Annotated in this window: 16 protein-coding genes and 1 tRNA gene; 9 read left to right on the forward strand and 8 right to left on the reverse strand. The window is 63.9% G+C overall.

What is annotated here, in order from left to right; translation table 11 throughout:
* Positions 1-289 precede the first annotated feature (289 nt).
* Positions 290-2,617 (reverse strand): FdhF/YdeP family oxidoreductase, encoded by a 2,328-nt coding sequence (locus ACX80Q_RS14540; RefSeq protein WP_459331247.1) that lies wholly within the window; start codon positions 2,615-2,617, stop codon positions 290-292.
* A 64-nt stretch (positions 2,618-2,681) separates the two neighbouring features.
* On the opposite strand from ACX80Q_RS14540, the gene fdhD reads away from it, so the two are divergent.
* Positions 2,682-3,515, forward strand: coding sequence for a formate dehydrogenase accessory sulfurtransferase FdhD (fdhD, locus tag ACX80Q_RS14545; RefSeq protein WP_459331248.1), 834 nt, complete (start codon positions 2,682-2,684; stop codon positions 3,513-3,515).
* A 109-nt stretch (positions 3,516-3,624) separates the two neighbouring features.
* On the opposite strand, the gene ACX80Q_RS14550 is transcribed toward fdhD, so the two are convergent.
* The 3 genes from ACX80Q_RS14550 to ACX80Q_RS14560 are packed head-to-tail and all read right to left on the reverse strand — an operon-like array spanning position 3,625 to position 5,973.
* Positions 3,625-4,455, reverse strand: a complete 831-nt coding sequence (locus ACX80Q_RS14550) for an amino acid ABC transporter ATP-binding protein (RefSeq protein WP_459331249.1) — start codon at positions 4,453-4,455, stop codon at positions 3,625-3,627.
* Positions 4,442-5,101, reverse strand: a complete 660-nt coding sequence (locus ACX80Q_RS14555; RefSeq protein ID WP_459331250.1) for an amino acid ABC transporter permease — start codon at positions 5,099-5,101, stop codon at positions 4,442-4,444. Before ACX80Q_RS14555 ends, ACX80Q_RS14550 begins: the two co-directional genes overlap by 14 nt.
* A 59-nt stretch (positions 5,102-5,160) precedes the next feature.
* The gene (locus tag ACX80Q_RS14560; RefSeq protein ID WP_459331251.1) at positions 5,161-5,973 is read right to left on the reverse strand and encodes a transporter substrate-binding domain-containing protein; all 813 of its coding nucleotides are present in this window, start codon (positions 5,971-5,973) and stop codon (positions 5,161-5,163) included.
* A gap of 305 nt (positions 5,974-6,278) precedes the next feature.
* On the opposite strand from ACX80Q_RS14560, the gene ACX80Q_RS14565 reads away from it, so the two are divergent.
* Positions 6,279-8,171: an ABC transporter ATP-binding protein gene (locus ACX80Q_RS14565; protein WP_459331252.1), complete on the forward strand. Its 1,893-nt coding sequence runs from the start codon at positions 6,279-6,281 to the stop codon at positions 8,169-8,171.
* Positions 8,172-8,278: 107 nt separating this feature from the next.
* Here the strand turns inward: ACX80Q_RS14565 and ACX80Q_RS14570 are convergent, their stop codons facing one another.
* The 4 genes from ACX80Q_RS14570 to ACX80Q_RS14585 form a co-directional block, all read right to left on the reverse strand.
* Positions 8,279-8,689, reverse strand: coding sequence for an NUDIX hydrolase (locus ACX80Q_RS14570; RefSeq protein WP_459331253.1), 411 nt, complete (start codon positions 8,687-8,689; stop codon positions 8,279-8,281).
* Between the two features lie 175 nt (positions 8,690-8,864).
* Entirely contained in the window at positions 8,865-9,755 is an 891-nt protein-coding gene (gene rarD, locus ACX80Q_RS14575) for an EamA family transporter RarD (RefSeq protein WP_459331254.1), read from the reverse strand.
* 83 nt (positions 9,756-9,838) lie between these two features.
* Positions 9,839-9,910: transfer RNA gene (locus tag ACX80Q_RS14580), tRNA-Arg, on the reverse strand.
* A gap of 58 nt (positions 9,911-9,968) precedes the next feature.
* Positions 9,969-10,598 carry a hypothetical protein gene (locus tag ACX80Q_RS14585; protein WP_459331255.1) on the reverse strand — a complete coding sequence of 210 codons (630 nt, stop codon included), beginning with the start codon at positions 10,596-10,598 and terminating at the stop codon, positions 9,969-9,971.
* Positions 10,599-10,630: 32 nt separating this feature from the next.
* Here ACX80Q_RS14585 and ACX80Q_RS14590 point away from each other — a divergent pair, with 32 nt between their 5' ends.
* From ACX80Q_RS14590 to sucD, 7 genes are all read left to right on the forward strand, one after another.
* Entirely contained in the window at positions 10,631-11,473 is an 843-nt protein-coding gene (locus ACX80Q_RS14590) for an inositol monophosphatase family protein (RefSeq protein WP_459331256.1), read from the forward strand.
* Between the two features lie 84 nt (positions 11,474-11,557).
* Complete coding sequence (gene pcrA, locus ACX80Q_RS14595; RefSeq protein ID WP_459331257.1) at positions 11,558-14,146, forward strand: DNA helicase PcrA; 2,589 nt, start codon at positions 11,558-11,560, stop codon at positions 14,144-14,146.
* Positions 14,147-14,224: 78 nt separating this feature from the next.
* Positions 14,225-18,997, forward strand: a complete 4,773-nt coding sequence (locus tag ACX80Q_RS14600) for a beta strand repeat-containing protein (protein WP_459331258.1) — start codon at positions 14,225-14,227, stop codon at positions 18,995-18,997.
* Between the two features lie 69 nt (positions 18,998-19,066).
* Positions 19,067-19,786: a hypothetical protein gene (locus tag ACX80Q_RS14605; protein WP_459331259.1), complete on the forward strand. Its 720-nt coding sequence runs from the start codon at positions 19,067-19,069 to the stop codon at positions 19,784-19,786.
* A gap of 152 nt (positions 19,787-19,938) precedes the next feature.
* The gene (locus ACX80Q_RS14610) at positions 19,939-21,231 is read left to right on the forward strand and encodes a glycosyltransferase (RefSeq protein WP_459331260.1); all 1,293 of its coding nucleotides are present in this window, start codon (positions 19,939-19,941) and stop codon (positions 21,229-21,231) included.
* A 156-nt stretch (positions 21,232-21,387) separates the two neighbouring features.
* Positions 21,388-22,557 (forward strand): ADP-forming succinate--CoA ligase subunit beta, encoded by a 1,170-nt coding sequence (gene sucC / locus ACX80Q_RS14615; RefSeq protein WP_459331261.1) that lies wholly within the window; start codon positions 21,388-21,390, stop codon positions 22,555-22,557.
* Positions 22,558-22,571: 14 nt separating this feature from the next.
* A complete protein-coding gene (sucD, locus tag ACX80Q_RS14620; RefSeq protein WP_459331262.1) occupies positions 22,572-23,474 on the forward strand; it encodes a succinate--CoA ligase subunit alpha in 903 nt (300 codons plus the stop codon).
* Positions 23,475-23,603 lie beyond the last annotated feature (129 nt).

Consider the following 23,603-nt stretch of genomic DNA (forward strand, 5'->3'; position numbering starts at 1 on the left):
TAGCCAGCACAACCACCACACCCGGACGGCACCCACCCGACGGCCCCCAACAAAGAAAGTTGGGAGCCGCATACCTACGCCCCTTGACAAACCTTCCGACATATCAGCGTCGGAAGAGGGAAGCGGAAGGGTCGGCGCCTGCCTGGGCTAGTTCAACCGCGTCGGCCGACTCAGCTTGCTCAACTGCCTCGGCTAGTTCAACCGCCTCAACTTGCTCAACTGCCTCAACTCGTCCACCCGACTCAGCTTGCTCGGCCGCTCGGCCGCCTCAACTTGTTCAACCGACGGACTAGCTGGCGGGCTCCAGCCGGATGAGCACCGACTTGGAGGTGGGGGTGCCGCTGATATCGGCCGTGGAATCGAGCGGCACCAGGACGTTGGTCTCCGGGTAGTAGGCCGCGGCGCAGCCCACCGGGGTGGAGTAGGCCACCACCCGGAAGTCGGGGGCCCGGCGGTCAACGCCGTCCTTCCATTCCGAGACCAGATCCACCATGGCGCCGTCGGCAATTCCCAGGGAATCCAGGTCCTTTTGGTTCACAAAGACCACCCGGCGCCCATTCTTAATGCCGCGGTACCGATCATCCTTGCCGTAGATGGTGGTGTTGTACTGGTCGTGGGAGCGCAGGGTCTGCAGGAGCAGCCGGCCAGCCGGGACCTTGGGATACTCCAGTAGATTGGCGGTGAAGTGGGCCAACCCCGACGCGGTATTAAAGGAGCGGGAGTCGCGCGGACCGTGCGGCAAAACAAACCCGCCAGGCTGCTCAATCTTGACCTCAAAATCCTCAAAGCCTGGCACGACGGCGGCAATGTGCTGCCGGATCAGGGCGTAGTCCCCGGCCAGTGCGGTCCAGTCGGCGAGGGGCGAGCCGGGGCGGGTGCCGCCGTCGTCCGTCTCAAAAAGCAGCGCGGCGAGTCGGCACACAATGGCCACCTCGGAGAGCAGATTGTTCGACGCCGGGGCCAGCCGCCCGCGCGAGGCGTGCACGGCGCTCATGGAGTCCTCAACCGTGACGCGTTGGTCGCCGCCGGCCTGGGCGTCACGCTCGGTGCGGCCCAGCGTGGGCAGAATCAGTGCCTGCTTGCCCGTGACCAGGTGCGACTTGTTCAGCTTGGTGGAAATTTGCACTGTCAGTGACAGGTTGCCCAGCGCCTTTTCGGTGACGGACGAGTCCGGGGTGGCGCGCACAAAATTGCCGCCCATCCCCACGAAGACCCCGGCCTTGCCGTCTCGCATGGCCTCGATGGCAGCCACGGTGTCAAAGCCGTGGGCGCGTGGTGCGGCGAAGGAGAACTCGGCGTCGAGTGCGTCGAGGAATTTTCCGGGCATGCGCTCAAAAATGCCCATGGTCCGGTCGCCCTGGACATTGGAATGGCCGCGGACCGGGCACACGCCGGCGCCGGGCTTGCCAATGTTGCCCTGCAGGAGCAGCAGATTGACCACATCGCGGAGCATGGCCACGGAATGCTTGTGCTGGGTCAGGCCCATGGCCCAGCACACAACTGTGGCCTTGGCTGCCAGCAACCGCGCGCCGGTGGCCCGGATCTGTTCCTCGCTCAGGCCTGAAGCGGTGACAATTTCCGCCCAGGTCACGGCTTCGAGCTGCGCCAGGTAGTCGCCAAGGCCTGTTGTGTGGGCATCGATGAAGGCGGTGTCAAACACCCGGCCGGCGTGCTCGGAGCCTGGCCGGCGTTGTTCCTCCAACAGGAATTTGCCCAAACCCTGAAACAAGGCCTGGTCCCCGCCGAGCTTGATCTGCAGGAAGTCGTCGGCGAGGGCCGTGCCCCCGCCCACCAGGCCGCGCACGGTTTGCGGGTTTTCAAAGCGCATCAGCCCTGCCTCGGGGAGCGGGTTGATCGCCACTATGGCGGCCCCGTTCTTCTTGGCCTTTTCTAAGGCGGAGAGCATGCGGGGGTGGTTGGTGCCAGGGTTTTGCCCGGCGACCAAGATCAACTCGGCCTGGTAAATGTCCTCCAGCGAGACCGACCCCTTGCCAATCCCGATGGTTTCCGTCAAGGCCGATCCGCTGGATTCATGGCACATGTTGGAACAGTCGGGCAGGTTGTTGGTGCCCAGGCCGCGCACCATGAGCTGATACAAAAACGCAGCCTCGTTGGAGGTGCGGCCGGAGGTGTAGAAAATGGCCTCATTGGGATCCTTGAGTGCCTTGAGTTCGTCGGCGAGCAGCCCCAGTGCCCGGTCCCAGGTAACGGGCACATAGTGCTCGCTGCCCTCCGCCAGGTACATCGGATCGGTGAGCCGGCCCTGCTGGCCCAGCCGGAAATCGTCCCACTGGTGCAGTTCGCTGACGCTGTGTTCGGCGAAGAATTGCGGCGGAACGCGCCGCTTGGTGGCCTCTTCGGCGACAGCCTTGGCGCCGTTCTCGCAAAACTCGGCCTTGTGCCGTTTGTCTTCCTCCGGCCAGGCACAGCCTGGGCAGTCGAAGCCGTCCTTTTGATTGATTTTCAGCAGCGCCTGGGCGCTTCGAAATGGCCCCATCTGCTTCAAGGAGACCTCCAAGGCGTGCACCACGCCGGGGATGCCCACCGCCTTCTTCTGCACGCCGCCAACGCGCAGTTGTGCCTCGTCAATGTTTTCCTGGGGCGCTTTGCTGGCCATGAGGGTCCCTTCACCGTGGAGCATCTAGTCTGATCTTAGACGTTATTGCTTTTTGGAGGATGGAATGGGACGACTAGTCCAACGGGTCAAGGCCACCAGAATTGATATTGCCGGCGGCCGCAGGGTGGTGCGTGAGGAAGCCCTTGCCGTGGAGGAGCCGTTGGAGATTCGGCTGGGGCATGATTCCTTCAGCGTCACCATGCGAACACCGGGCGACGACTTTGATTTGGTGGCCGGCTTCCTGGTCTCCGAGGGCATTATCTTTGAGCCCGAACAGCTCATTTCGCTGAGGTTTTGCGCCGGCGAGGACGAGAACGGCGTGCAGACCTTCAACGTTGTTGAAGCCCAGCTGCGCCCCGACGTGGCCATGCCGCTGCCGGCAGCCCAACGCCATGTGACAACCTCCAGCGCCTGCGGGATCTGCGGCACCGCGTCCATCGATGCCGTCCGGAAGTCCTCACACCACGGCATGGCCGTTGCTGTTGCGGAGCCACTGATTTCTGCCGGCGTGCTGGCCGGGCTGCCGGACACCCTGCGTGAGCAGCAGAAATTGTTTGAAAAGACGGGCGGCGTCCACGCGGCAGGCCTGTTCGCGCCCGACGGCGAGCTCCTCTCCGTCCGCGAGGACGTGGGGCGGCACAACGCCGTGGATAAGGTCATTGGCGCAGCGTTCCGAGACAAGCAACTGCCCCTCTCCAACACCATCTTGCAGGTGTCCGGGCGGGCCTCATTCGAGCTGGTTCAAAAGGCGGCGATGGCGGGCGTTCCGGTGCTCGCGGCCGTGAGCGCGCCATCATCCCTGGCCGTGGAACTGGCGCACAGTGCCGGGGTGACGCTTGTGGGATTCAGCCGTGGCAACGCCCTGAACGTTTACACGCACGCGGGGCGGATCGCTTAGGCAAGGACGCCACCCACCCCTCCCGGATCTTTGACGCAGTTATTGCATCAAAACGGCGAAAGTAAGCGCCTTCCAAGGCAACAACCGCGTCATAGACCCGGGGGTGGGGCTAGATTTCGTGCAGGAGCCGGCGAATGAACTGCTGGGTTCGTTCTTCTTGCGGGTTGCGCAGCACCTGGCTGGCCGGTCCGCGCTCCACCACCACGCCGCCGTCCATGAAGACGACCTCGTCGGCCGTTTGGCGGGCAAAGGCCAACTCATGGGTCACGATGACCATGGTCCAGCCCTCGTCCGCCAGCTCCTTGATGACGGCCAGAACGTCGTCCACCAGCTCCGGGTCAAGGGCCGAGGTGGGCTCGTCGAAGAGCAACAGCTGCGGCTTCAGCGCCAGCGCCCGGACAATGCCCACACGCTGCTGTTGCCCGCCGGAGAGCTCAAAGGGGTAGGAATCGCGTTTCTCGAACAGGCCCACGCGCCTGAGCAGGGCATCGGCCTCCGCCACAACCTCTGCCCGCGCACGCTTTTGTACCCGCACCGGGCCCTCGGTGACGTTTTGCAGCACGGTCATGTGCGGGAACAGGTTGTAGTGCTGGAACACCATGGCGCTGCGGTCGCGCAGCGCGGCGACCTCCTTGGGGCTGACTTTGGCGCCGAAGTCAAGGGTCAGCGACGGCCGTTGAGGTTCGACGCCGGTGCTGACGCCGGCACTGGCGTTGGCGGCACCGGAGCCGCCGCTGGCACCCACGGTGACGGATCCGGCGTCGGGCATCTCCAAACCATTGAGCGAGCGCAGTACGGTAGTCTTGCCGGAACCCGAGGGGCCGATCAGGGCCACCACCTTGCCGCGGGGCACCTCAAGGTCAATGCCGCGCAACACAGTGTTGCTGCCGAAGGACTTGCTCAATCCGCGAACCTGAAGAACTGTTTCAGTGGGCGACATAACGGTCCAACCTCTTTTCCACGCGTGTCTGGGCGGCGGACAAAACCAGGCAGATCAGCCAGTAGATCATGGCCGCCTCAATGTAGAGCAACATGAATTCCTGGCTGAAGGCCGCGATCTGCTGGGCCACCTTGAACATTTCGGTGACGAGGATCAAGGACGCCAGCGAGGTGTCCTTGACGAGTGAAATGAACGTGTTGGACAGCGGCGGCACCGAAACGCGTGCGGCCTGCGGCAGGATGATGCGCAGCAGTGTCTGGTTGCGCGACATGCCGATCATGTGCCCGGCCTCCCACTGCCCCTGGGGCACCGAAAGGATGGCTGCGCGAATGACCTCGGCGGCGTAACCGCCCACATTGAGCGAGAAGGCGATGATGGCGCTGGGCCAGGGATCGATCTTCACGCCCACGGCGGGCAGCCCGTAAAAGATCACGAACAGCTGAACCAGCAGGGGAGTGCCGCGGATGAGCGAGACATAGACCCGGCCCACGCCGTTGGCCAGCTTGTTGGTGCTGATGCGCATCACCGCCACGACAAGGGCAATGAGCAGGCCCAGCGCAAATGAGGCCAGCGCCAGCGGAATAGTGCCTTGGATGGCCCCCAAAAGGAGGGGTCCAAGGGAACTCCAAAACAAATTAAAGTCCATGGCTGAACTCTAGCCCGTGGCCACGACGCCGGTCTGCTGGGGTACGGCGCCGCGCCGGGCTACTTGCTGACATCCTGGCCGAAGTACTTTTCGCTCAACGTGGCCAACGTGCCGTCAGTCGTGAGATCGGCCAGGGCCGTATTGACTGCTGTGGTCAAGGCCACCGAACCCTTGCGGAAGGCAAAGACAGATTCGGAGGATTCCTTGGTGGTGGCGGCAATCTTCAGCCCCGAGTTGGGGTTGGTCACCTGGTAGTCCAGGAAGGTCAGCTTGTCATTGACGATGGCGTTGACGCGGTCATCCTTGAGCAGCGTCACCGATTGTGCCCAGCCCTCCACGGCCTCCACCTTGGCGCCGCTTTCGGTGGCCAGGGTGTACCAGTTGCTGGTCAGTGACTGGGCTGTGGTCTTGCCCTTTAGGTCAGCAAAAGAGTTGATGTTGGTGGTGCCGTCCTTGACCACAATGACACCCTGCGACACCGTGTAGGGAGTGGACAGCTCGTACTTTTCCTGGCGCGTGGGGTTCGCGGAGACCTGGTTGGCGATGGCGTCGAAACGCTTGGCCTCCAGCCCGGCAAAGATGGAATCAAACTGGGTTTCTTCGAACTTGGCCTTGACGCCCAGCTTGGCAGCGACAGCCGTGGCAACCTCGACGTCGTACCCGGTGAGCGCGCCGGCGCCACCCTCGTGGAAGGAGAACGGCTTATAGGTGCCCTCCGTGGCGAACACGATCTCGCCGGCATCCTTGACCTGGCTCAGCGAGGTGTCGCCGCCGGAAGCGCTGGCGCCAGTGGTTGCCGCGCCGCCGCAGGCAGCGAGGGCAATCGATGCTGCAGCGAGTAAGCCAACGAGTCCAAAGCTCCGACGATTCATTTCTATGTTCCTTTGCTGTGCAGGTTCGAGTGCCCGCGAAGTTGTTGGGCCACGGACGGCCCATAAGTGGACGCTACCATTGCTAAACCTCAAAACAAGAGGCAATATTTCATCATGTTACGTGATTGTTAAGAACGTGAATTGACTCACAGTGACTATTTGAGGTAGCCGGTGACAAGGCAGGTTTCCTGCGGCCTGCAGACTGGGCGGAATGTTCGGCGGAATCACGGAGCCGGGAATTCCCTTGGCGCCGCATGGAGGATTAGGCTGGTAGCTTGCCCTCTTAAGGATTAAGGACTACACGCATGAGTATGGAAGGCGCCGCCTGGAGCTCACTATGGAGTTCCATGCGCTCGGACAAGAGCAATGGCGGAATCTCGGAAGACACCTTGCGCCGGACTATCCGCTTCGCCAAGCCGTATAGCCGGAAACTGCTGATCTTTGTGGTTCTGTCAGTATTTTCGGCGGCGCTGGCCGTGGCGACGCCGGTGCTTGCCGGCCAGGTGGTCGATGCGATCGTGGCCAAGACCGCCGTCGACGTGGTGGTGCGGCTGGCCGTCCTGATTGCCATTGTGGCGGTTTTGGACGCCGGGCTGTCCCTGGTGATTCGGTGGATCTCGGCGAACCTGGGTGAAAGCGTCATCCTGGATCTGCGCACGGCCGTTTTTGACCATGTACAGCGCATGCCCATTGCGTTCTTCACCAGGACCCGCACGGGCGCCCTGGTGAGCCGGCTCAACAATGACGTGATCGGCGCCCAGCAGGCGTTCTCCGGCACCCTTTCCGGCATTGTGTCCAACTCGGTGCAGCTGGTTTTGACCTTGATTGTCATGCTGAACACCTCTTGGCTGGTGACCCTGCTGGCGCTGGTGCTGCTGCCCATTTTCCTGATGCCGGCCCGCCGTTTTGGCCGCCGCCTGGCCGGGCTGCGCCGTGAAGCGGCGGACCTGAATGCCGACATGAGCACCCAGATGACGGAGCGGTTCTCCGCCCCTGGCGCCACGCTGGTGAAGCTGTTTGGCCGCCCCGCGGAGGAATCACGCGAATTTGCTGCCCGCGCCAACCGGGTCCGCGACATTGGTGTGCGCACGGCCGTCATGCAGTTCGTGTTCTTCACGGCGCTCATGCTGGTTTCTTCCCTGGCGCTTGCGCTCGTGTATGGCCTGGGCGGCACCCTCGCCATCGATGGGGCACTCAACGCGGGCGACGTCGTCGTGCTGGCCCTGCTGCTGACCCGCCTCTACGCTCCGCTCACCGCCCTAGCCAACGCCCGGGTGGACATCATGAGCGCGCTGGTCAGCTTTGACAGGGTGTTTGAGATCCTTGATTTGACGCCGCTAATTGCCGAAAAGCCCACGGCCTCCTCGGTTCCCGCCGGGCCGCTGAGCATTGAATTCTCCGACGTGACGTTCGCCTACCCGTCAGCAGACAAGGTTTCGCTGGCTTCGTTGGAGGACGTGGCCGTGTTGGACACTCGCGGCGGAGAGCAGGTCCTGCATGGGATTTCCTTCCGCGCCGAGCCGGGACAGACCATTGCCCTGGTGGGGTCCTCGGGCGCCGGCAAGTCGACCATTGCGCAACTGCTTTCGCGCCTGTACGACGTCGATTCCGGCACCGTGCGCATTGGCGGCGTGGACGTGCGTGACCTCACCTTTGACGGTCTCCGCGCCGGGGTGGGCATGGTCACCCAGGACGGGCACCTGTTCCACGAATCGATCCGCTCCAATCTGCGCCTGGCCAAGCCCACGGCAACGGATGCGGAAATTTGGGACGTGCTGAAGAGGGCGCGTCTCTCGGCGTTCGCGGAGGCGCTGCCGGACGGGCTGGACACAGTGGTGGGGGAGCGCGGCTACCGGCTTTCCGGTGGTGAGCGCCAGCGACTGACCATTGCCCGACTGCTGTTGGTGCAGCCCGCCGTGGTGATTTTGGACGAGGCCACCGCCGCCCTGGACTCCACGAACGAGGTTGCCGTTCAGGCCGCCTTGGGCGAAGCTCTGGAAGGGCGCACAGCGTTGGTCATTGCGCACCGGCTCTCCACGATTCGGTCCGCGGACGCCATTTTGGTGTTGGAAGCGGGGCGCATCGTGGAGCAGGGCACCCACGACGAGCTGATCGTCCGCGGCGGACGCTACGCCGAACTGCACGAAACCCAGTTTGCCCAAGCTGTGGCCGCGGTGGCAGAGGCCGAGGAGAAATAGCGGCGCCCCGCGCTCCCCGACAGTGAACTGACCCGCAGAAAACGCCGAAAAAACGCGAAAATTCGCGATTTTTCGGCGTTTTCTGCGGGTCAGTTTTGGTTCTATTGTCAGTTGCTGTTCAAGCGGGGGAGGACGAACTCGGTTAACAGCGGTGCCAGGTCGTCAAAGTCCGCAGCTCCCGCAACATCCATCCAGCGCAGCTCAGCAATTTCGGCCGTGGGATGGATGGCGGCCGCATCCCAGCTGCCTGGCGCCGTGAAGACAGTGGCCTCGATGTCGGTGTTGGATTCGTTGGCGGCCGTGCCGTGCCAAACACCCATGAGTTCCAGGGCGGCCGCGTCAATATCGATGCCCACTTCCTCAGCCAATTCGCGGACGGCTGCCTGGGCCGCGCTCTCGCCGGGCTCCGGCTTGCCGCCGGGATGCATGAACTTGGCTGTGCCGGCCTTGCGGACCGTCAGCAGCCTGCCGGCGGGGTCGTAGACGCAAACTGCTGAAACCTTCAGAACATTCTTCACGCCTTCGATCCTAACGAACGCCGCAGCCCAAAAATCTCGCCCGTCCCGCCTGCCTGCCTGCTGAACGTACAGTTAATGCCGATGTTGCGCTTCCGGATCGGCATTAACTGTACGTTCAGCAGGCAGGACAGGCAGCAGGCAGGACGGCGGGGCCATCAGCGTGGTGGCGGGCGGCTTAGCGCAGTGCTCCGCGGCGTCCGTCGAGGGCCAGCAACATCAAGGCCAGCAGGATGGGCCCGTACGTCAGCAGGGACGACCAGCCGAGTGTTTCGCCCAAAATCCAGGAAACGGCAACGAGCAGCACGGGTTCCACGTAGCTGAGCAGGCCAAACAGGGACAGCGGCAGCCACTTGCTGGCCAGGAGGTAGAGGGCCATGGCGATCCCGCCCAGCACCCCGATGGCCCAGGCCACCCAAATGCCGTCAAGGTTTCCCGGCCCGCCGGCAGAAAAACCGTGTGGTCCGGTCAGGATGAAATAGAGGCCCAGTGGCAACAGGAACAGGAGTTCGGCGGCAAAAGCTGGCAGGTTGTCGAAGCCGATCTTGCGCCGCAGAACAAAGTACACGGGGTAGCCCAGGCAAACCACCACTGTGGGCCAGGCCAGGCCGCCGGCCGCCAACGCTTCATGGGCCACACCCAATGCGGCAGCGCCGACGGCAAGTGTGCGCAGCACGCTGAGCTTGTCGGCAAAGAACACCCGGCCGGCCAGCACCATGGTCAGCGGCAGCAGGAAGTAGCCGAAGGACACTGACAGCGCCATGTTGTTCAGTGGCGCCCACATAAATAGCCACAGCTGCACACCCACCAGCGATGCCGCCAGGGCGCCCAGCAGCAGGAGAGCCGGACGACGTCGAACACGCGTCAGCAGGGTGCCGATCTCGGCACGGGCCGAGCCAAGAAACGGCAGGATGCAGGCGAGCGTGGCGAGAGTCAGCACAATGCGCCAACCAAAGATTTCTTCGGCACCCCAGTCGGGCAGGAGACCGGCGAGGAGGAAGATCACGGCAAACAGGACCGATGCCGTGATGGAGACTGTCACTCCGCGTGCAGCTGTGCCAGCGCCCATTGCACGATCCTCACCGTTCACAGCCGCAAGGAAACTGGCCGCTCAAAAACCAGCGCCAGCATGGGCCTTGCGGGAGAAAAGAGTGCCCCCGCCGGGGATCGAACCCGGATTTGCCCTTTAGGAGAGGGCTGTCTTATCCATTGGACTACAGAGGCGCGTCACCAAGCCTAGCGGAACTGGCAAGCAAGCAAAAAACGAGTGTCGCTCAGGTGCCTATTGGTCTGCGGTGGGAACGGCCTTTTTCTTCCGGCCCAGGAACAATGCCACACCCAGTCCGGCCATGGAGAGCACCAGCAGGAACCAGCTTGCACTGACCAAGGCCGAGGCCAGCGACACAGCTGAGGGATCAAGTTTTTCGGCGCCGAGCATGTTGTCAATGGCGATGTTGGCCCACAGCTGGACCACTGCAAACAGGATGGGGAACACCCACAACACGCGGCGCACGGACTTTTGTGCCACGTTGATGGCAATCAACGTCAGGGCGCTGAGGGCAAACACTAGCGGGAACAGGGTTCCGGCGGTCTTGTGGACAAATTGCAGCTGGCCCATGGCGTCGGAATCCATGCCCGCCCGCAACGCCTCAATGTGGGCAACGTCAAAGCCGAAAATCATGGAATCGGGCATGGCCAGGCCGCCGGACAGGTCTGTCATCTGGTTCAACGTCAGTAAATGGAAGTACCAGAACAGGAACAAACTCGCCACGGAGCCGGCAATCAGCAGCAGATTCGCGTTGTTCTGCGCCTTCTGCGGCGAACGCGCGGTGCTGGAATTAATCACGGGGACGCTGGACGGAGTAGCGGCCTCGCCGTGTTTAGCGGCACGTTGAGCGGGAGTTTTAGCCATGAAACCATTATCGCCCAGATTAGGCTGGTGCCATGGCAACCGAACTGGACCCCGCGCTCAACGACATCGAATTGGCGTCGAAGTTGCTGCGCCACGCGGCAACGCTGGCCCACTCCATCCGCGCCGAAGGCTTGAATGAGTTGCGCGACGGCGGCCGGATCAAGAGCAACGCCTCCGACTTTGTCACTGCCGCCGATCTGGCCGCGGAGGACTACATCCTCACCCAATTGCGCCGCGCCCGCCCCAACGATTCCATTGTGGGCGAGGAAGGTGCCAGCTTTACCGGCACCTCCGGCCGCGTCTGGGTCATCGACCCGGTGGATGGAACCTTCAACTTCGCCAGCGGATCCGCGTACTGGTGCGCGGCCCTTGCCCTAGCCCGGCCGCCTGCCCATTCAAGTACGACGCCGGACACGCTCAGTGACGCTGAGGTGCTGGTGGGTGCTGTCTACCAACACCAGGAAGACAAGCTGTGGCTGGGCGGCTCGGCCTGCCCCGCAACCCTCAACGGCCAAGCCATACACGTTGATGAACGCCACGGGCTGGCTGAACTCTCCGCGGGCACCTACCTGCACCCCACCTGGCTGGCACAACCCAGGGCAGCCGTGCCCTGGCAGCAGGCGGCGGAGCTCCCGGCCACGCTGCGCATGCTCGGATCGGGATCCTGCGAGCTGGCCCGGGTGGCCCAGGGGGAGTTGGGTGTGTGGTTCCAGCACAGTTGCCCGTCCTGGGACTGGCTCCCGGGCAAGGGGATCGTTGCGGCGGCAGGCGGGGACACCGGCGTCGTCCGCGTCAATGGTCTTGACTGGTTCATGGCGGGGCCGGCTGCGGCAGTGGCCCAGCTCAGGGCTGCGCTGGAATCGGGTGTGCTCTAACGGACCCGTGTGGGAGCGGCTGGGGATGAGGAGCTGTGGGCGGGCGTGGGATTGTCAGCGGGGGCAACTAGACTGGATGTCACCATGGATATGTTGTTTGACCCTTACCCGCAAAAGCCCAAATCTACGCCCGGCATTGGTGCCGGGCTGCCCGTGTGGCAGCCCTTTGAGCAGGACGATCCCGGTGCTGACGCGCCCGAATTTGGTGACGCGGGGTTGCCAACACCGCCCCAGCCATTCCCGAACGATGACCAGCGCGATGACCCGAACGATGCCCAGCGCGATGAGCGCTACGGTGCCGCACCCGTTGCTGCTGCCCGGCAGTGGCCGGATCCGGACGGGCTGCTTGAGGGTATGAATCCGCAGCAGGAAGCCGCCGTGGTGCACACCGGCGCGCCCCTGTTGATCGTGGCGGGTGCTGGCTCGGGCAAGACCCGGGTGCTCAGCCACAGGATCGCATATTTGCTGGCCACGGGCCAGGCGCATCCGGGCCAAATCTTGGCCATCACCTTCACCAACAAGGCCGCGGCGGAAATGCGTGAGCGCATTGAGGCGCTTATTGGTGACGCCGCGAAGTCCATGTGGATCTCCACCTTCCACTCCTCGTGCGTGCGGATTTTGCGCCGCGAGGCGAAGGTCATTGGGCTGAACTCCAACTTCTCGATCTACGATTCGGCGGATTCGCTGCGCCTGATCACGCTGGTGGCCAAGGGCCTGGAGCTGGATCCGAAGAAGTTTGCGCCCAAGGCCATGATGCACAAGATCTCGGCGTTGAAGAATGAGCTCATCGATGAGGATGAGAACTCCATGAACACCAACTTCAACGAGCCCTTCGCCGCCGCCGTGGCGGAGGTCTACAAGGGCTATGCGCAGCGCCTGCGCCAGGCCAACGCCATGGACTTCGACGATCTCATTGCCCAGACCGTCTACATGTTCCGGGCCTTCCCCGGCGTTGCCGAATACTACCGGCGCCGTTTCCGCCACGTCCTGGTGGATGAGTACCAGGACACCAACCATGCGCAATACGCGCTGGTCAAGGAAATTGTGGGCACCGATGCCGCCGATGCCAGCGGCATTGCCCCGGCCGAGCTGACGGTGGTGGGCGACTCCGACCAGTCCATCTATGCCTTCCGCGGCGCCGACATCCGCAACATTGTGGAGTTTGAGCAGGACTACCCGTCCGCGGACACCATCAAGCTGGAGCAGAACTACCGTTCCACCCAGAACATTCTCAGCGCCGCCAACGCCGTGATCTCCCGGAACCCGAACCGCCGCGAGAAGCGGCTGTGGACGGCCGAGGGCGACGGCGAGAAGATCGTGGGCTACGTGGCCGAGTCCGAGCACGAGGAAGCCCGCTTCATCGCCAAGGAGATTGACCGGCTCCAGGACGAGACGGACATCCGTCCCGGCGATGTGGCCATTTTCTACCGCACCAACGCCCAGTCCCGTGCCATCGAGGACATCCTGGTCCGCGTGGGCCTGCCGTACCGCGTGGTGGGCGGCACGCGTTTCTACGAGCGCAAGGAGATCAAGGACGCCCTGGCCTACCTGCGCGCCCTGGTTAACCCGGACGACGACGTGAACTTGCGCAGGATTCTCAACGAACCCAAGCGCGGGATCGGTGACCGCGCGGAGGGCGCTGTGGCGGCCTTGGCCGAACGGGAACGAATCTCCTTCTCCGCCGCCCTGGCCCGGGCCGAGGAAGCGCCCGGCATCGCCTCCCGCTCCCTCAACGCGGTCAATGCGTTCGCGAAAATGATGGCGGACCTGGGCGAGGTGGCGGCCACCGGCAGCCCGGCCACGGCTCTGGAAGCTGTTCTGGAGCAGAGCGGCTACTTGGCGGCCCTGCGCAACAGCACCGATCCGCAGGATGAGTCCCGCGTGGAAAACCTGGCCGAGCTGCTCGCCGTCGTGCGTGAATTTGGGCAGGAAAATCCCGAAGGCACCCTGGGCGAGTTCCTGGAGCAGGTATCGCTGGTGGCTGATGCCGACCAGATCCCCGACGCCCCCGGCGGCTCCGAGGCGGAGGCGGCTGCCGCGGTGGCCGAGGCAAAGCGGCTGGGTGTTGTCACACTGATGACGCTGCACACGGCCAAGGGCCTGGAATTCCCGGTGGTGTTCCTGACCGGCATGGAACACGGTTTGTTCCCGCATTCGCGCTCGGCAACTGATCCCAAAGAGCTCGCGGAGGAGCGGCGTTTGGCCTATGTAGGCCTGACTCGCGCCCGCAAGCGCCTGTACCTGACACGCTCCGAGGTGCGCAGCCTGTGGGGGCAGAGCCAGTACAACCCGCCCAGCCAGTTCATCGACGAGGTTCCGGCGGAACTCATCGAGTGGAAGCGCGAAGGCACGGCACGGGTTGCCCCGCCAGCAGGAGACTTTGGCAGCAGCCGCTACTCGGGCTCGTCCTGGGGTGCCGGCTCTGCCGTGGGTGGCCGGGATTCCGGCATCCTGCCGCCCAGCATTTCCGCCCGCACGGCGGCCGGGAGGGTCCAGCCGCAAAAGGAAGTGATCTCCGTCAGCGTGGGGGACAAGGTCAACCACACCTCCTTTGGCGACGGCACTGTCCTGGAAGTCACCGGGGTAGGGGACAAAACCGTGGCCAAGGTGCGCTTCAGCATTGGTGAGAAGCGGCTCCTGCTGCGGTACGCGCCCGTGGTGAAGCTCGAATAGGGGACCCAGGTCTATAGTTGGTGGGTTGATACGCCGCATAGGCTGATTGAAAATAACCAAATAACCGCAAGGAACGTCATGGTCTCGCGTCTCCGCACCACCTCCGTCATGGGCATTTTGCTGGCCCTGCTGCTAAGCCTCACATCGGTGGGGGTGGTCGCCTTGCCTGCGCAGGCCGACAGTAGCTCCTCAGCCGTAACCATCACCTCGGCCTCGCCGACCGCGAAGCGTCTGAATCCGGGAACCTGCACAGTTTCTGGCACCACAGCGCATTACAGCGCAGTCAAGGTTGGTTTCACCTATGAGGGCGGTGGAAGCGGGCAGGTGAACTTTTCGCTGAACATCAAGAGTTCAGCTGCTGTGACAGGAATGCTGTATCAGGGATCTTTCTCGCCAACGGATCCAGGTACCAATTGCTATGACGTCGGGTGGAGCCAGCAGGCCGGGGTAGAAAAAATCACCACTTTTGGGTTTAGCGATGGCGAAATGGCAGGCTTCCCGGTTACGCCTTGGTATCTGGTCTTGGCCAGTGACAGCCCTGGGGCCGGAGTCAGTGCCACGGTTTCCCTCACCTCCAACAGAGGCACGGTTTCCCTGGAGCCGGTGGCCCCCGAGGCGGCCCCTCCGGCCATCACCACCACTTCGCTTCCGCAGGGCGCGTATGGAACTGCGTACAGCAGCGCAGTTGCCGCGAGTGGCGGAACAACGCCCCTGAGCTTCAGCGCCACGGGGCTTCCCGCCGGGCTCAGCATGTCCGCGGCCGGAGTCATCTCGGGAACGCCCACGAACTCCGGGCCGTTTACAGTAGCCGTGACAGTCACCGATGCACAGGGCAGGACCGCCACCAAGAGCCTGGGGGTGGGCATTGCGGCCCCCTCCATTGTTGTTGCGCCCGCCTCCTTGCTGGCCGCACGGGTTGGGGTGCAATATAGCCAAGGAATCTCGGCATCTGGGGCCATTGGCCCGTACAGCTACGCGGTGACAGCAGGTGCCCTGCCCGCTGGCTTGAGCGTGAGCTCCGCTGGAGTCCTCAGCGGCAGGGCCACTGCTGGTGGCACGTTCAACTTCACTGTCAGGGCCACCGATGCCAATGGTTTCAGCGGCGCTCGGGCCTATTCTCTGACGGTGCTTGCCGCAAACGTCTCCGTTTCGCCGACAACCCTGCCAGCCATGCAAGCCCTTGAACCCTTTACTGCAACACTCGCTGGGTTGAACGGAACAGCTCCTTACTCGTATTCCATCTCTGCAGGAAGTCTGCCCGCGGGGCTTGCTTTTTCCAGCGGCGGAGTTTTTTCCGGAATGCCCACGACTGCCGGTGCGTACTCATTTACCGTGCAGGCCACGGACAGCAGCACAGGCGCCGGCCCGTACGCGGGTACCAGGACGTATAGCGGCACAATTGCTGAACCTCAACTTCCCGTTATCCTCCCCAGGCAGCTGCCCAGCGGTGTGGTGGGGATACCGTACTCGCTGCAATTGACTGGTGCGAACGGGGTGGGGCCTTTTACCTTCGAGCTGGCCTCGGGTGCTTGGCCTGCCGGTATCACCATGACCAGCGATGGCTTGATTTCGGGCACAGCCACCGCGGGTGGTGGTGTCCTCCCCGGGCTGAAACTCACAGACTCGCGTGGCCGGGAAAGCGTCTGGGAATTCCCGTTTTTCATGGGCCGGCCAACCTTTTCCTTTGCTCCTGCCACCATTCCCGGAGCGACTGCGTACAGCCCCTATTCCGTTGATTTGACCGTCAGCGGAGGCGTGGGCCCGTACACCTATGCAAAGTCAAGTGGCACGCTGCCTAGCGGGATCACGCTGGCGACCGATGGGACCCTATCCGGGACAACCACAGTTACTCCCGGGACTTACAACTTCACCGTCAGCGTCACGGACAGCACCACGGGGGGCGGACCCTACAGCGGCCTCAAGGACTACCAGCTGAGCGTTGCTGCCCCCACAATGCCCACCATCACTCCGGCCACCGTGCCGGGTGGAACGGCTGGCACTGCCTACTCCCAGCAGCTCAGCGGGGCAACCGGTGTGGCACCCTACACCTTTTCCGTCCTGTCCGGCGTGCTGCCTGCGGGCATAAGCCTGTCGAGTGCAGGTTTGCTCAGCGGCACGCCAACAGCGGCCGGTACCTTCCGCGTGGCCATCAGAGTGGTGGACGGGCGCACCTTGAACAATTCCACGAACTACACCATCACCATTGCCGCACCGTCCATCACGATTGCGCCACTCACCCTGCCGGGCGCCAACGTTGGTATGGGCTACTCCGTGGATGTCATTGCAACAGGCGGGACCGCACCCCACACGTTCGCTGTGACCGCCGGATCATTGCCGCCAGGGCTGACCCTGACGGCGGCGGGCAAGCTGGCGGGAACGCCAACTGCCCCCGGCACCCGGAACTTCAGCATCACCGCCACGGACAGCTATGGCTTCACGGGCGGCCGGGCGTACAGCCTGTTCAGCACGCCGGCTGCACTGGTCCTGGGCCCGGCAACCCTGCCCACCCCCGCAGCCGGTGACGCCTATTCGGCACAGCTGGCCACCACAGGCGGTTATGGGACATTCAACTACGCCATCACCTCCGCCAGCTTGCCCACGGGCCTGACGCTGAACACGGACACGGGTCTCATCTCCGGAACCCCGACGGCGGTGGGCAGCTACGGCTTCACCGTCACCTCAACCGATGTGGCCACGGCAGGCCCCAATCCGGTGAAGGTGGCGCGCGATTACACCCTGGTGGTGCCCTCGGTTCCGCTCCAGCTGGTGGGGCAGCTGCCCCAGGCCCACGTGGGCAGCCCCTACACGGGCGCTCTGGCCGCAAGCGGTGGAACGGGCCCTTACGCCTTCGTCATGCAGCCCCTGAAAACGCTGCCGGCCGGATTGTCCTTGGCCGCCAACGGGCTCCTGACGGGAACCCCCACGCTGGCTGGCACCTTCGACGTCGCCGTGAAGGTGACTGATGTCTACGGTTCCATCAGCAACCTCACCGGATCCTTGACCATTGCCCCGCTCATTGCTGTCACTCCGGCCACCCTCCCCGGCGGCCAGACCGGCAGCAGCTACTCACAGCAGCTCACAGCCAGCGGCGGAACGGCTCCCTACGCCTTCACCGTCACCGCAGGAACGCTGCCGGCCGGCCTGTCCCTGGCAGCCAACGGTGCACTCACGGGAACCCCCACGGTGCACGGCAGCTCCACCTTTACCGTCACGGCCAAAGACGCCGGCAACTTCCCCGGCACCACGTCCTACACAGTAGCCGTGAAGCCGGCCGCAGTGGTTGTGGGGCCGGTAACGCTGCCAGCCCCGGACGCCGGCAGCGCCTACTCGGCGCAACTGACAGCTTCGGGCGGCATTGGACCGTTCACCTTTGCCATCTCCGAGGGCAGCCTGCCGCCGGGACTGGCCTTGGCTGCCGGGCTCATCTCCGGAACCCCGACGGCGGTCGGCAACTACGCGTTCACCGTCACGGCAACCGACACAGCCACGCTCAATGATGTCCCCGTGGTCACGGCAAGCAAGGCCTACACGCTGGTGGTGCCCTCGGTTCCGCTGGAGTTGCTGGGCACCCTGCCGCAGGCGCACGTTGGCAGCAGCTACTCGGGCGCACTGGCGGGAACAGGTGGCACGGGTCCCTACACCTTCGCCTTGCAGCCCCAGGCAACACTGCCTGCGGGTCTGTCCCTCGCCGCCAACGGGCTCCTGACGGGAACCCCCTCGCTTGCCGGTGACTACGAGCTGGACGTCACCCTGACGGACGTTTACGGTTCCAGCAGCAACGGCACGGCCTCCCTGACGGTGGCTCCGCTGGTTGTTGTGGCACCGGATGACCTCCCAGGAGCTCAAACCGGCAGCAGCTACTCACAGCAGCTCACGGCCAGCGGCGGTACGGGCCCCTACACCTTTGCCATCACGGCAGGCACCCTGCCTGCCGGCCTGGTCTTGGCAACAGACGGCGGGCTCTCCGGAACGCCCACCGTACATGGCAGCTCCGGCTTCACCGTCACGGCCAAGGATGCCGGCGGCTTCCCGGGCAGCAAGGCGTACACGCTGACCACCATTCCGGCAGCAGTTGTCCTGGGGCCGGAGACGTTGCCGGTCCCGGCGGCCGGACGTGCATACTCGGCGCAGCTGGCATCTGCCGGCGGCATCGGTTCGTTCAGCTACTCCGTCACGGCAGGCAATTTGCCTACAGGACTGGCCCTGGCGGAAGATACGGGCATCATTTCCGGCACCCCCACGGCGGTGGGCAGAGTCGAGTTCACCGTCACCACCACTGACGAGGGCACCGCCAACGATCCTCTTCCCGTCACCGCCAGCCGGGACTACACGGTGGAGGTGCCGTCGGTGCCCCTGACGCTGACAGGCACGCTGCCCCAGGTTCAGGCCGCGAAAACATTCACTGTCCAGCTCACGGCCAGCGGCGGCACAGCACCGTACACCTTCGCCCTGGCTGGCACGGGTGCGCGGATGGCGCGCGCCGCTGCTCCCGCTGGCAGCCTGCCGGCAGGACTGGCCCTGAGCAGCAGCGGCATGCTGAGCGGGACTCCCACGGTGTCCGGCGACTTCCAGATCGCCCTGACCATCACCGACGCCTACGGCTCCACCAGTGAGGCAAGCGTGGCACTGAAAATTGTCCCGGCAGCCACGCCGAGCCCCTCGGCCACGCCGTCGCTGCCGGCCAAGCCCGCGACCGCGAGCCCGTCACCCACAACACCCGGAAAGACCGGAAACGGCACGCTGGCCGTCACCGGAACATCGGGGACAGCATGGCTGATCGGAGGAGGCGTTGGTGCGCTGACACTTGGACTCATGGCGATGGGGCTCAGGCGCAGGCGCAACCACGGCTAGCCACAGGCTGCCGTCCCGGCATCCGGTGCACAATTGGGCGGACGGCCATCAATGCTGCAAGCTTGTTCCATGAACAAGCCCAGCCGGATGGCCGCCCGCCCCACTGCGTTCTGGTGCGTGCTGGCAACAGCTGCGGCGCTGGCCCTGGCCGGTTGCATCACCGTGCCGGTCGGCGCAGCGACCCCCACGGCCACCCCCACTGCGCCACTGAGCTACGTTGACAGGCTCAAGGCCGCGCCCGTGGCACAGCCCACTCGGGACGCGGACCCCACCGGCCTGCCGCAATTCGTCACCGAATCACGCAGCATCGCCTGCGTTTTCACCACCTCACGGTCCGGGCACCTAAACCAGCCGTGGGAGCCCAACAACTTCAACGACACCGCCAACGCCGCTGCGCCAACCATCCCCGCGGTGAACTGCCAAATGGCCAGCTACCCCCTGGTTGCGGACGCCGATGTGCAGGACAACTGCGCCGGAAGCAACGTTGGCTACCTGGGCGGAGTTGCCACCTTGCTGCCCGAGAAGGCCAGCTACGGCGGCTGCCGGGCGGGCGTAACGGCCGTGGAGGCAGCGTTTGGCCCCGGCGGAACCGTCAACCAGGTCATGGGCAGCATCCCCGTGCTGCTGCCGGGGGTAGCCATGGAATCTCAGGGGTACCGCTGTGCGCCCCTGGACGACGGCGTCGCGTGCGCCAATCTGGCCAGCGGGCTGGGTTTTTTCCTGGCCGCCGACACTTACCAACTCTTTGGCCCCGGACACGCTTCATCTCCGTCCGCTCCGGCGGGCTAAGACGCCAAAGTCGGGGACCCAGCGTCGTAAAGGTAGTGAACCCCGGCCTGGTTGTGACCATTGTTGCCCCGTGTTCGCGGGCGTAAAATCGGGGAATACGGCCGCCGCTTCAGAGCAGGGCTGGCGGCCCTGCGACGGGCAGGTGCATCGACGTGAAGGTTCTTTTGGCCAGCCAGGCAATTGCCGGGCATTTCAATCCCATGACCGGAATCGCCATGGCCCTCAAGGGCGCCGGGCATGACGTTGCGTTTTACACGGGACACGATTTGGCCGGGAAACTGGCGGAGCTCGACGTGCGTCACTTTCCCTTTGTCAGGGCGGTGGAACACACAGCGGATAATCTCAACGAGCTGTATCCGCAGCGGGCAAGGCTCAAGGGCCCCATGGCCATCCGTTTTGACGGGGAGAAGATTTTCGCCAGTAACGTGAGCAGCTTTTTTGAGGATATCCGCGAGATCCATGCCGGGTACGCCTTCGACGTGCTGGTCATGGACAGTTCCATGTTCATCCAACGTCTGGTCTCCGCCCTGCTCCACAAGCCGGTGGTCAGCTTTGTGGCCATCGGCAATATGGAGAGCGATCCGTGGGTTCCGCCCCTGTTCTTTGGGTTCCTGCCCGCGCGCGACAGGGCCCAACGGCTGCTGCACGCCGGGGCCCGGCTGCTGTCCAAAACGGTGGTGGAGAAGCCGGCGCGCAGCAGCTACGTCAGGCAGCTGGAAAACTATGGCCTGCACACACCCAGGGACCGCCGCTTCACCGATGAGGCGTACCTGTTCTCCAGCGCCGTGATTCAAACCGGCACCGCCTCCCTCGACTTTCCCCGCAGCAAGACCAACCCCAAGGTCAAGTACGTGGGTGCGCTGCTTCCGTACCGTCGGGCCGGCGCGGCTGCCGGGGTTCACCTGCCGGAGGGCTTTGCCCGGACAGTGGTGGTGACCCAGGGGACGGTGGACAACAAGGACCCCAATAAGCTCATCGTCCCGGCCCTGGAGGCGCTTCAGGGCCGGGACGTGCTGGTGGTGGTGGCCACGGGCGGTGCCGGCACGCAGGAACTCCGGCAGCGGTATCCGGGGGCCAACATTGTGGTGGAGGACTTTGTGGACTTTGAAGCGGTTTTCCCGCGGACCGACGTCTTCGTCACAAACGGAGGATTCGGCGGCGTGCTGCTGAGCCTTTCGCACGGGGTACCCGTGGTGGCGGCCGGCATCAATGAGGGCAAGAATGACGTCAATGCGCGGATTGAATACGCCGGGGTGGGGATCAACCTGAGGACCGATGCCCCCTCCTCGGACGCCATCGCCAAGGCTGTGGACACTGTCCTTGCCGATCCAAGCTGGCGTGACAGGGCGCACGACATGCGCCGCCAGTTCGAGGCGGTGGACGGGTGCGCAGCCGCCGCGGACATCATCGAGGCGGCCGCCGGGGCAAAAACGTTAGGAAAGTAACGCCGTCGTGCGCCAAAAGGGGCGCATTGTGAGGTGAATAACCCGTTAAGACTGTGGTGAATTGGCCAAGTATGTGCTTTGACAACGACGCGGTAATGTGTGGAAGGGGTCAACGCCCCTCGAAATCACTACTTCGACGTAGAAGGACACCAATCCGTGGACCTGTTTGAATACCAGGCGCGCGACATGTTTGAGGCTCACGGCGTTCCCGTGTTGGCCGGCATCGTGGCGCACACCCCTGAAGAAGCAAAGGCAGCAGCCGAGAAGATTGGCGGCGTCACAGTCGTCAAGGCACAGGTAAAGGTCGGTGGCCGCGGCAAGGCCGGCGGCGTCAAGGTTGCAAAAACCGCTGACGAAGCGTTCAAGTACGCCTCTGACATCCTGGGCATGGACATCAAGGGTCACACCGTTAACACGGTCATGATCGCCCAGGGTGCAGACATCGCCGAGGAGTTCTACTTCTCCGTGCTGCTGGACCGCGCCAACCGCAACTACCTGGCCATGTGCTCGGTAGAAGGTGGCATGGAGATCGAAGAACTCGCAGTCGAGCGCCCCGAAGCCCTGGCAAAGGTCGCCGTTGACCCCGCCGTGGGCATCGATGCGGCCAAGGCCGACGAGATCGTCGCCGCTGCAGGCTTCTCCGCGGAGCTCGCTCCCAAGGTTGCCGCCGCGATCATCAAACTGTGGGACGTCTTCGTCAAGGAAGACGCAACCCTGGTTGAGGTCAACCCGCTGGTTCGCACCGGCGCCGGCGACATTGTTGCCTTGGACGGCAAGGTTTCTCTTGATGAGAACGCCGACTTCCGTCACCCGCACCACGTAGCCCTCGAAGACGCCGCTGCGGCTGACCCGTTGGAGGCCAAGGCCAAGGCTGCGGACTTGAACTACGTCAAGCTCGACGGCGAAGTGGGCGTCATCGGCAACGGTGCCGGCCTGGTCATGTCCACGCTGGATGTTGTTGCCTACGCCGGCGAAAACCACGGCGGCGTCAAGCCCGCCAACTTCCTGGACATTGGTGGTGGAGCATCCGCAGAGGTCATGGCCGCTGGTTTGGACGTCATCCTCAACGACCCCCAGGTCAAGAGCGTCTTTGTTAACGTCTTCGGTGGCATCACCGCCTGTGACGCTGTTGCCAAGGGCATTGTTGGCGCACTGGCCGAGCTCGGTTCAGCTGCGAACAAGCCCCTCGTTGTCCGTCTCGACGGCAACAACGTTGAAGAAGGCCGTCGCATCCTCAACGAAGCCAACCACCCGTTGGTCACCCTGGCCGCCACGATGGACGAGGGCGCCGACAAGGCTGCCGAACTCGCCCACGCAGCAAAGTAGAGGTTCGCGAAACTATGTCTATCTTCTTGAATAAAGACTCCAAGGTCATCGTCCAGGGCATCACCGGCGGCGAAGGCACCAAGCACACAGCCCTGATGCTCAAGGCTGGCACCCAGGTTGTTGGCGGCGTGAACGCACGCAAGGCCGGCACCACTGTTGTTCACGGCGACGTTGAACTGCCCGTCTTCGGCGCAGTGTCCGAGGCTGTTGCAGCCACCGGCGCCGACGTTTCCATCGTGTTTGTCCCCCCGGCATTCACCAAGGATGCTGTTGTTGAGGCCATTGAAGCCGGCGTTCCGCTGGTTGTTGTCATCACCGAAGGCGTGCCGGTTCAGGACGCTGCCGAGTTCTGGGCCTTGGCCCAGTCCAAGGTTGACGCTAACGGTGAGCAGATCACCCGCATCATCGGCCCGAACTGCCCCGGCATCATCACCCCCGGCGAAGCACTGGTTGGCATCACGCCGAACAACATCACCCAGAAGGGCCCGATCGGCTTGGTTTCCAAGTCCGGCACCCTGACGTACCAGATGATGTTTGAGCTGCGCGACCTGGGCTTCTCCACCGCGATCGGCATCGGTGGCGACCCCGTCATCGGCACCACGCACATCGACGCACTCGCTGCGTTCGAGGCTGACCCGGAGACCAAGGCCATCGTCATGATTGGTGAGATTGGTGGCGACGCTGAAGAGCGCGCAGCCGACTACATCAAGGCCCACGTCACCAAGCCCGTTGTTGGTTACGTTGCAGGCTTCACGGCTCCCGAGGGCAAGACCATGGGCCACGCCGGCGCCATCGTCTCCGGCTCCGCAGGAACCGCACAGGCCAAGAAGGAAGCCCTCGAGGCTGCCGGCGTGAAGGTCGGCAAGACGCCGTCCGAGACCGCTGCACTGCTGCGCGAAGTTTTCGCAGCCCTCTAAGCACGTCCTAGCGCGCCTTGGCGCCACCCTGAAAGCGTGGCCGCTGCACCTTTGCTGGTGTGGCGGCCGCGCTTTTTTGTGCCCACGCCGGTGCCTGTTCGCGATCCTTTCGCCGAGTCAGACCGACAG

The organism is Arthrobacter sp. HLT1-20, assembly GCF_054510895.1.

Excerpts from the sequence above, each read along its gene's own strand:
- ACX80Q_RS14555 (WP_459331250.1), bottom strand. The coding sequence starts at position 5,101 with ATGGACTTTAATTTGTTTTGGAGTTCCCTTGGACCCCTCCTTTTGGGG.
- ACX80Q_RS14600 (WP_459331258.1), top strand. The coding sequence starts at position 14,225 with ATGGTCTCGCGTCTCCGCACCACCTCCGTCATGGGCATTTTGCTGGCC.
- ACX80Q_RS14560 (WP_459331251.1), bottom strand. The coding sequence starts at position 5,973 with ATGAATCGTCGGAGCTTTGGACTCGTTGGCTTACTCGCTGCAGCATCG.
- ACX80Q_RS14550 (WP_459331249.1), bottom strand. The coding sequence starts at position 4,455 with ATGTCGCCCACTGAAACAGTTCTTCAGGTTCGCGGATTGAGCAAGTCC.
- fdhD (WP_459331248.1), top strand. The coding sequence starts at position 2,682 with ATGGGACGACTAGTCCAACGGGTCAAGGCCACCAGAATTGATATTGCC.
- ACX80Q_RS14605 (WP_459331259.1), top strand. The coding sequence starts at position 19,067 with ATGAACAAGCCCAGCCGGATGGCCGCCCGCCCCACTGCGTTCTGGTGC.
- ACX80Q_RS14590 (WP_459331256.1), top strand. The coding sequence starts at position 10,631 with ATGGCAACCGAACTGGACCCCGCGCTCAACGACATCGAATTGGCGTCG.
- ACX80Q_RS14585 (WP_459331255.1), bottom strand. The coding sequence starts at position 10,598 with ATGGCTAAAACTCCCGCTCAACGTGCCGCTAAACACGGCGAGGCCGCT.
- ACX80Q_RS14565 (WP_459331252.1), top strand. The coding sequence starts at position 6,279 with ATGAGTATGGAAGGCGCCGCCTGGAGCTCACTATGGAGTTCCATGCGC.
- pcrA (WP_459331257.1), top strand. The coding sequence starts at position 11,558 with ATGGATATGTTGTTTGACCCTTACCCGCAAAAGCCCAAATCTACGCCC.
- sucD (WP_459331262.1), top strand. The coding sequence starts at position 22,572 with ATGTCTATCTTCTTGAATAAAGACTCCAAGGTCATCGTCCAGGGCATC.
- ACX80Q_RS14540 (WP_459331247.1), bottom strand. The coding sequence starts at position 2,617 with ATGGCCAGCAAAGCGCCCCAGGAAAACATTGACGAGGCACAACTGCGC.
- rarD (WP_459331254.1), bottom strand. The coding sequence starts at position 9,755 with ATGGGCGCTGGCACAGCTGCACGCGGAGTGACAGTCTCCATCACGGCA.